4 protein-coding genes and 1 pseudogene are annotated in these 9,567 nt (G+C 64.9%); all 5 read right to left on the bottom strand.

Going from position 1 to position 9,567, the window contains the following annotated elements; genetic code table 11:
* A partial coding sequence (locus ACLP9N_RS26100) for a hypothetical protein (RefSeq protein ID WP_442410097.1) occupies positions 1-215 on the bottom strand: 215 nt, incomplete at its 3' end.
* A 307-nt stretch (positions 216-522) separates the two neighbouring features.
* Entirely contained in the window at positions 523-3,186 is a 2,664-nt protein-coding gene (locus tag ACLP9N_RS26095; protein ID WP_442410096.1) for an ATP-binding protein, read from the bottom strand.
* Positions 3,183-6,356: an ATP-binding protein gene (locus ACLP9N_RS26090; protein ID WP_442410095.1), complete on the bottom strand. Its 3,174-nt coding sequence runs from the start codon at positions 6,354-6,356 to the stop codon at positions 3,183-3,185. The genes ACLP9N_RS26095 and ACLP9N_RS26090 overlap by 4 nt, the downstream gene beginning before the upstream one ends.
* Before the next feature lie 123 nt (positions 6,357-6,479).
* Positions 6,480-9,137 carry an ATP-binding protein gene (locus ACLP9N_RS26085; RefSeq protein WP_442410094.1) on the bottom strand — a complete coding sequence of 886 codons (2,658 nt, stop codon included), beginning with the start codon at positions 9,135-9,137 and terminating at the stop codon, positions 6,480-6,482.
* Positions 9,134-9,567 (bottom strand): annotated as a pseudogene (locus ACLP9N_RS26080) (cyclase); the annotation flags it as partial. The gene ACLP9N_RS26085 and the pseudogene ACLP9N_RS26080, both read right to left, overlap by 4 nt.

Genomic DNA, 9,567 nt, shown 5'->3' with positions numbered 1-9,567 from the left:
ACGTTACGCTGGCCAGTTTCTAGCGCCCGCTGTCGCTGGGCCTCGCTGACACGGAACTCGACGTCGGCCAGTCGCAGCTCGTCGGCGTGGGCCACGACCCGGTCCCGCATCTTGCCCTTCGCGGCCATGATCGACCAGCCGCCAGTGCGCAGATTCCGGTGAATCTTCACCAGATCGCCGGGCCGGACTTCCCGGCCCTTGTATGGAGTAATCACTCGAATACCTCCTGCTTAGGCTCGACGCCGTCGGCAGCTAAGACGTCGTAGGGATGCAGTGAGCCAGTCGGGGTGGTACTCAACAGCCAGTCTGGCGCACCCAGTCGGGGGCGTAGTACTCGTTGTCGGGCTCGATCGTATCGTGCAGTTCGTGATCAATCCGCTTAGGCATGCTAGCGGTTTTGTTGAAAACGCAAAGACTTGCACGCCGGACAACCCCGAAATGTGACGGCACAGGATGTGCACCGGGGGCCGTCGGCATTCACGGTGATTCCGACACAGATTATTAAGAGCCTCGTATCTCGATCTATTTCGAGACCGCGTTCAGTTCTGTTCGGGCCTGGTCGATTTGGTCGAAGGCGTAGGTCGCCGTGGCGGCGGTGGTCATCGCCTCACCCTTGCGGGCAAGTGATTCGTAGACCTCGTCGCCGAGGGCAGTGCGCAGGTGGGCTGTCGTAGTGAGAAGTTCAGGCAGCGTCGCCACGGTGAAGGGAGTTGACGCGAAACCGGCGATGGTGGCTGCGGGTTCGTAGCGTCCCATCCGGTCAAGAACCGTAGCGAGGATAGCCATCGGTGCTCGCATAGTCATTGGGTTACCCGAGTCGTGGTAATTGTGGATCGCAACGTCGATGTAGTGGAGCGCGCGAAGCGAGTCACCGTATTCGCCCTCGATTCGGGCAGCGAACATCGCCAGGAATGTCCCGTTGCCGCGGTTGCCGCTGTCTTCGGCAACCTGCAGCCCGCGGCGACAGGCCTTGAGAGCACCGACCGGATCGGCGTGTTCGAAGGCGGCCCCGAAGCCGAATAGCGCGAAGGAGAGCACCCACGGATTGCGGGTGGCCTCGGCGGCTTCGATCAGCCCAGTGGTGGCTGCGATCGCCTCCTCATAAGACTGGGCGACGGTTAGGCACATGATGAGCCAGGTCCTCAACACTGTGTGCGTGTCACGAGCGCTCTGAACCCGGCTGCGACACCACTCGACGGCCAGTTCAGGCTGGCCTGCGTACAGGTACGCGATGCACAGTAGGCCTTCGATGCCGAACGGCACCTCGGCCCGGCCGCTCTCAACAACCGGGATGCCTGCGTCGCTATAACGCACAGCCGCCTCGACCCGTCCGGATGTGTAGCACTGCGACGCGATCACATAGAGGAACGCGAGCCGCGGATGGTCGACAGCACGGGCTGGCTCGATCAACTCTTCGGCCCAGGCGATCGGCTCGTAGTTGTCGATGCAGAAGCCGAGGAATGCCGCGTAGGTGGCGATGGTGGCGGCATCGTCGAGGTCGCCACGGTCGGCGACCCATCGAAACGCGGTGCGCAGATTGGCTAGCTCGGTGGTCAACCAGTCGTAGGCCTCCCGCTGGCGGGGGGTATCCCACAGCGACATGATGTCGGTCTCGCGCTGTGCAAAGTGGCGAGCATGGGCGGTGCGCGCCTCGGTGGCCTCGCCCGTAGCGGCGAGTTGTTCCTCGGCGAACTGACGGATCGTCTCCAGCATCGAAAACCGAGTGCGCCCCGAGGAGTGATCGGCGACCATCAGCGACTTGCGAACCAACGCATCGAGTAGGTCGAGAGTCGCGATGTCATCGTCAGAGCCTGTGACGGCCTGAGCACTGGCAAGGTCGAATCCTCCTGCGAACACCGAACAACGGTTGAGTACCGACCGTTCACCATCGTCAAGTAGGTCGTAGGACCACTGCACGGCGTGACGCAGTGTTTGATGGCGTTCCAACCCGCGGCGAGAGCCGACGAGTAGACGGAACCGATCGCCGAGCCGGTCGCGTACCTCGGTGGCCGTCATCGACTGCATGCGTGAGGCCGCCAACTCGATGCCAAGGGGGATCCCGTCGAGTTGGCGACAGATCTCCACCACGGCTGCTGATTCGCCGGTCGCGGTCAGCGGAACTTCCTGCCTGACAGCTGCCGCGCGCTCGACGAACAGCGCCGCCGCCGACGATTCGATACCGTCCGTCAAATCCAGCGATGGCACTGCCCAGAGGTGCTCGTCGGCAACGCGAAGCCCTTCGCGGCTGGTGGCAAGGACATTCACGGTCTGCGAGTGCGAGAAGATTGCGTCGATCGCGTCCGCTGCGGGGTCGAGAACATGTTCGCAATTGTCGAAGACCAATAGCCGCGACCGGCCTTCCAGCGCGGCGGCCACCGACTCACTGACGGTCTTGCCGGGCTGTTGGGTGATGCCCAGCACCGCGGCCACCGCGTCGGGCACTGACGCGGGATCAGTGACGGCTGCGAGTTCGAAAACCCAAACACCGTCGGGGAACTCATCGGCCAGTTGCCGCGCGACTTCCAACGCGAGGCGCGTCTTGCCAACTCCGCCCACCCCGGTCAGCGTCACCAACCGATGAGACCTCACCGCGGTCTTGATCGCGTCGACCTCAGACTCGCGCCCAATCAAGCTCGTGGCCGCCGGACGCAGGTTTCCCGGCGCCGTATCGAGCGCCCGCAGGGCCGAGAACTCCGTGCGTAACCCTGCTGCTCGCACCTGGAACACCCCGACCGGCGTCGGCACGTCCCGCAACCGTCGCGGCCCGAGATCCAGCAGATCGACTCCGCTGAGCAGACCCGCTGTCGAGTCGGCCAAAAGGACCTGCCCGCCGTGCCCGGCGGCCATCACCCGTGCTGCACGATTCAGCACCGCACCGAAGTAGTCCACCCCCCGCAACTCGGCTTCGCCGGTCGCGATGCCCATCCGCACCGGCAACTCCAGCGCCCGCTGCGCGGCCACGGCGGCGTCGACCGCTGACCTGGGCGAGGCGAACGCGGCACACACCCCGTCACCGGTGTGCTTAAACATGAAGCCGCCGTAAGTCTCGATCGCAGAGCGCAACACCTCGTCATGGGCGGCCAGCGCCGCCCGCATCCCATCGGGGTCGGCCTCCCACCGACGGGTCGACCCCTCGACATCGGTGAACAGAAACGTCACTACCCCAGAAGGGGCAGCACCCGTCATGGCATTGCCTCGGCCCACGCGATGTGCCCCTCGAAGCCAAGCGTTTGCGCCATGTCGCGGTAGTGATCCCGGAAGTGCGCATAGGCAGCGGCATCGCCGTGAGCCCGCGCCAGCAGGGCTTGCAGCCGCAAGAGCCAGATTTCGTTCAGCACGAATCCCGGGTCGGTCTGCGCCACTGCTAACCGCTCGATCGCGGCCTCGGCTTCCGCCACGTCGCCGTCGCCCCCGCGATCCAGCAGTGCCTCCACCAGAACACCCGTCGCAGGAGGGCCCCACAACAGCAACTGTCCCTCGCGGAACAGGTAGTCGACGGTGGCGCGCAGGAGTGGTATGGCCTCATCGCGATCTCCACGCCGAGCCCTCTCCCGCGCCAAGTACACATTGACGATCGGTAAATCGCACAGGTTGTGTCCCCCGCGCAGGAACACGTCGCTGACCTCGGCCAGGAGCGTCTGTCCACGGTCACACTCGGGGGCCGTGTGGCGGTTCACCAACGCAACGCCCAGCGCCGTCCGGGCGATCGACGACGCGAGATCATCAGCGGATCGCTCGGCAATCCTTAAGGCGTCCTCGATCTCGCCCACCACCGAATCGTCGGGCCTCAGCACGCCATTGGGTATTCCCGGGTTGTAAACGTAGGTGACCACCGTGGCGTAGGACAAAGGGTCGGCGCTGCGGGCCATGGCCAGGCCGTGCCGCTGGTCGTCGCGCCATCCGCGACGACCCAGGCAATAACGGGCAAAAGCCCGCTGCGTAAAGGCGACCGCTAACGGAGACCCGAAAATGAGATCGCCTTTAGACGGATCACCAGCGGCCATGTCGATAACCCGCTGTGACCACCGCAGCACGTCACAAAACTCGGCGCTGTGGGTCTTGGCGTAGATCGGCGCGAGGGACAGCCCCACCGTCAAGGTCGGATCGCCGATCGACTCGATGAGTGCCATGGCTTCGGACGCCAGCTGCGACGCCTGGTATACCCGACCCTGGAAGGCGTGATCAGCCACCAGCCCCGCCATCGCGATGGCCAGCGACGCCTTATCCCCGGCGGCGGTGCACAACTCGCGCAATTCCTCAAAGCGGTCACCGGCAACATGTTCATGGACTCGAAAGGCGATCCCGCACAACATGGTGCGTGGGGCAATGCGCATCGCTACCCGGTCCGGGTCATCGGCGGGCATTGCGTCGGCGATCTTTTGGGCGCGCTCCCAGGACAGGCGGGCGGCGGTGATGTCGCGATTGGTGGCCCACGTTGCGGCGCGCATGTGCCAGCCGTAGGCGGCGTGCAAATCACCGGCGGCCTCCAGATGCTCGGCGATCAGCGCCGCGTTCTCATCAGCCGAGCCAGGATCGTGTTGTTCGATCGCGGCGGCTAGTCGGCGGTGCAGTTGGGCACGGTCCGATTTGAGCTGGGATTCGTAGGCCACCATGCGGACCAGCGGATGGTGAAACACGTACTCGGGTTGTCCAGTGAATGTGATCTGATCGATGAACCCGCCACTCAGCAGGTGCTCAAAAGCAGGATCAATGCCCAAGGTTTCGAGGAGGCCCCGGCTGAACCGCGAACCGATGACAGCGGCTGCGCTCAAGGTGCGCTTGGCCGCCGGGTCAAGCCGGTCGATGCGGGCGGCGATGGTCGCCTGCAGGGTGGCGGGCACACTGACCTCGCCAGCATCGGCGGTCGACTCGTAGGCACTGCGGTTACCGCGTAGCACGCCGCGCTCGGCGAGGTCGCGCACGATCTCCTCGGCGAAAAATGGGTTTCCGGCGGCCTTCTCGGCGATCTTGGTCGCCAGTCCGCTGACCGAGGGGTCCGACCCCAGCAACGCGGCGACGAGTGCTGCAGTTTCTGAATCACTGAGCGGCGCAAGGGCGATGGTCTGAGCACCGGCAACCCGGCTCAACGCACCTCGATATTCAGGACGGTAGGTGATCAGCACCAGCGAGGGCGTCTGCGGGATCACCGTGAGGAACTCGGCGATCATCGACTCGCTGACCTCATCGATCCAGTGGGCGTCTTCGATGACATAGACCGTAGGGACTTGGCGGGCCAACGAAGCGGCATTGACCAGCGCGGTCAACCGCCGCCGCCGGGCATCAGGATCGATCTTGGGCAGTTCCACCTCGGGGTCGGCGATGCCCAACAGGTCATCGAAGAGCAGCACGTCCTCGGGGTCTGCATCCGGCACTCGGGAGCGCACTCGGTCACGAGCGGCTGGGCCGTCTAGGCCACGCACACCGATGGCTGCCCGCAGCAGCTGTGCCACGACGTGGAAGGGAACGTCACTGGCGTGCGATTCGCAGTAAGCGGTGAACACCTCCACTTCACGCCCAGCAGCGTTTGCCGCCACCTCACGCACCAGACGGCTCTTGCCGATGCCGGGTGGTCCGACCACTTCAACCACCGCGCCATGGCCATCGACTGCGCGGTCCAACAAGCTCTCAGTGGCGGACAGTTCCCAGCGCCGACCGACCAGATTCGACTCAGCACGTCCGACAGGGCGATGGCCTTCGCCCATGCCCAGCAACCGACGGGCAGGCACCGGCGCATCGGTTCCCTTAATCTGAACCAGCTCAGCGTCGCCGAGAGTCGCAGCGCCCTCAACCAGTCGTGCGGTGGACGCGCTGAGCATCACCCCACCCGGCGGGGCGATCGACTCCATCCGCTGAGCCATCCCCACCTGGTCTCCGATCGCGGTGTACCCGGTTGCGGTGGTGCCGATCTCCCCGGCGATCACCTGCCCGGAGTTCAGCCCGATCCGCAGCTGAAGCTGCACACCATCGCGGTGGCTGACCTCATCGGCCAGATCGGTGACACCGCTCTGGATCTCCAACGCTGCTCGGCACGCCCGCAGCGCGTGGTCCTCCAGGGCGACGGGTGCGCCGAACACGGCCATGATCCCATCACCGGTGAACTTGTCGACCGTGCCGCCATAGCGCTTCACCACAGCGGCGGCCCGATCCACCAGCTGCGCCATGATCTCCCGCAGCCGCTCCGCCCCGACGGCAGCGGCGATGTCCATGGAGTGCACCACATCGGCGAACAGGACGGTCACCTGCTTGTACTCCGCCCGGGTATCGCCATCTTGGACTGGGGAGCCACAACCGTGACAAAACCGGGCGTTCTCTAACGGCTCCGTGCCACACGTGCGGCACGCTGCTATGGCCGTCATCCGACCCTCCGCCGATCCCGGGCCCCAACGTTTGCGGGGTGCACTAAGAATAGGCGGTTGGACACTCCGCAAGGAGCCCTCGGCATTCAGGGATTCCAGAGCTTTGAGAGCCTCGTATGTCGTCTATTTCGAGACAGCGTTCAGTTCTGTTCGGGCTTGGTCGATTTGGTCGTATGCGTAGGTCGCCATGGCGGCGGTGGTCATGGTCTCGCCCTTGCGGGCGAGCGATTCGAAGGTCTGGTCGCCGAGGACATCGCGGAGATGGGTGATCGCGCTGGTGATTTCGGGGAAGGCCGCCACGGTGAAGGGATCGCGTGCGAAACCGGCGATGATGGCCGCTGCCTCGTGGCGTCCGCGCCGATCGAAGATGGCGGCGAGCGCAGCTAGGGGGGTACCGATGATGGCGACGTTGCCTGAGTCATGAAGGTTGCGGATCGCCAGAGTGAGGTGATCGAGCGCGGCCAGCGGGTCGCCGTGTTCGGCCTCAAGTCCGGCTAGAACCTGCGCCAGGTATGACATGTTGGCACGGCTACCGCTGTCTTGCGCGATCGCCAGGCCCCGGCGCAAGGCATCCAGTGCCCCGTCAGGGTCGGCGTCGCGGCAGGCGAAGCCGTAAGCGAGCAGCGCGTACGAGAGCGCTTGGGGATTTCCGGTGGCTTCGGCGGCATCGATCAGACCGGTCGCGGCGGCGAGCGCATCCTCACGCGCCCCGACGAGCGTCAATCCGATGACCAGCCCTGCCCTCGTGAAAGCATGTGTGTCGCGACCGCGTGCAAGCACGGCGCGGCACGCTTCGACCCATCGTTCGGGCTGTCCAACGATCAGGTACACGCCACTTAACAAACCCTCGATGCCGAACGGCACCTCGCCGCGCCCACTGCGGAGCGCTAGTTGGCCAGCTTCGCAGTAGCCGATAGCCGCCTCGGCCCGTCCGGTCGTATAGCACACTGACGCGATCACACATAGGAACGCGAGCAGACGATGGTCGACGACGCGGGCTGGCTCGATCAGCTCCTCGGCCCACGCTATCGGCTCATAATTCTCGACCAGAAAACCGAGGAACGCCGCATACGTGGCAATGGTGGCGGCGGTATCAAGGTCGGCGTCGTCGGCGGCCCACCGAAACGCAGTGCGCAGATTGGCGAACTCGGCGGTGAACCAGTCATAAGCTTCGCGTTGCCGGGGGCTGTCCCATAGCGCCATGATGTCGACTACCCGGTCGGCGAAGTGGCGGGCATGCGCGGCCCGGGCCTCCTCGGCCTCACCGTTTACGACGAGTTGCTCTTCGGCGAACTGGCGGATGGTCTCCAGCATCGAAAACCGGGTCTGACCGATTGACCGGTAAACGACGAGCAAGGACTTGCGAACCAGGGTGTCGAGCAGATCGAGGATGGCGTAGTCATCATCGGCCCCCGCGACTGAGCAGGCGCTTTGGAGATCGAAGCTGCCAGCGAACACCGAACAACGTGCCAGTAAAGACTTTTCGGCATTGTCGAGGAGGTCGTAGGACCATGCCACAGCATGGCGAAGAGTCTGGTGGCGTCCCAACCCGCGCCGGGAACCGATTAGCAGCCGAAATCGATCATCAAGACGATCGCGCACCTCGCCAGGAGACATCGACGCAATCCGGGACGCCGCAAGTTCGATCGCTAACGGGATGCCATCGAGTCGACGACAAATCTCTACGACGGCGTCCGCCTCCCTGGTCGGGGTGAAGTGCGGGGCGACGCTGTGAGCGCGTTGGACGAATAGCTGGACAGCGGCGGAGTCGGTCCCCGCACCCACGTCCAGTGATGACACGGGCCACACTTGTTCGTCGGCGACTCCGAGTCCTTCGCGGCTGGTGGCCAGGATTCGCACCGTGGCCGAGTGCGCGAGGATAGCCTCGATGAGATCGGCGGCGGTATCAAGCACATGCTCGCAGTTGTCGATCACCAATAGCCGCAGCCTGCCCTCCAGCGCGGCGGCCACACTCTCAACCATGCTCTTGCCCGGCTGTTGGGTGATGCCCAGCACCGCCGCCACCGCATCGGGCACTGCCGCCGGATCAGTGACCGTTGCCAGTTCGAAAACCCATACGCCATCGGGGAACTCATCAGCCAATTGCGCCGCGACTTCCAACGCGAGGCGGGTCTTGCCGACTCCACCTACCCCGGTCAACGTCACCAACCGGTGTGCTCGCACCGCCGCCTGCACCTGCGTCACCTCCGACTCACGCCCGATGAAGCTGGTGGTGGCAGGCCGCAAGTTTCCCGGGCTTTTGTCCAGTGCCCGCAGGGGTGGGAACTCGACCCGCAGTCCCGGTGCTCGGACCTGGAACACCCCGACCGGCGTCGGCACGTCCCGCAACCGTCGCGGCCCGAGATCCAGCAGATCGACGCCGCTGAGCAGACCCGCCGTCGAAGCGGCCAACAGGATCTGACCGCCATGTCCGGCGGCCATCACCCGAGCAGCACGATTGAGCACCGCACCGAAGTAGTCCCCGTCTCGCAGCTCGGCCTCGCCGGTTGCCAATCCCATTCGCACCGGCAACTGCAACTCCCGTTGCGCGTCGATCGCGGCGTTCACGGCGGACATCGGCGACGCGAAGGCTGCCACGAAACCGTCGCCCGTGTGGCTGAACAAGAACCCGTCATACGCCTCGATCGCCGAACGCAACACCTCGTCATGGACGACGAGCGCCGCCCGCATCGCTTGCGCGTCGGCCTCCCACCGACGGGTCGAACCCTCTACGTCGGTGAACAGAAACGTCACCACCCCTGAAGGAGCAGCACCCGTCATGGCATCGCCTCGGCCCACGCGATATGTCCTTCGAAGCCAAGCGTTTGCGCCATCTCCCGATACCGATTTCGGAAGTCGCAGTACACGGCCTCGTCTCCATGGGCGCGGGCCAGCAGTGCGCGGAGTCGCAGCAGCCAGACGTCGCGCATCACGAGACCCTCATCGGCTGGCGCGGTCACTAGCCGCTCGATGGCGGCCTCGGCTTCGGCCACGTCACTCTCGGTGCCGCGAGCGAGCAGTGTCTGCACCAGAACACCAGTCGCTGGAACCCCCCACAACAGGAATTGTCCCTCGCGGAACAGGTGGCTGACGGCGGCACGCATGTGCCGTATGGCCTCATCGCGATCTTCGCGCCGGGCCCTCTCACGCGCCAAGTACACGTTGACCATCGGCAACTCGCACAGGTTGTGTCCCCGGCGGAGCAACACTT

It is taken from the genome of Mycobacterium sp. (assembly GCF_052144515.1).
GTDB lineage: Bacteria > Actinomycetota > Actinomycetes > Mycobacteriales > Mycobacteriaceae > Mycobacterium.
Note: the sequence above shows the minus strand (reverse complement) of the source record. Positions and strands in the feature narration are given on the sequence as shown.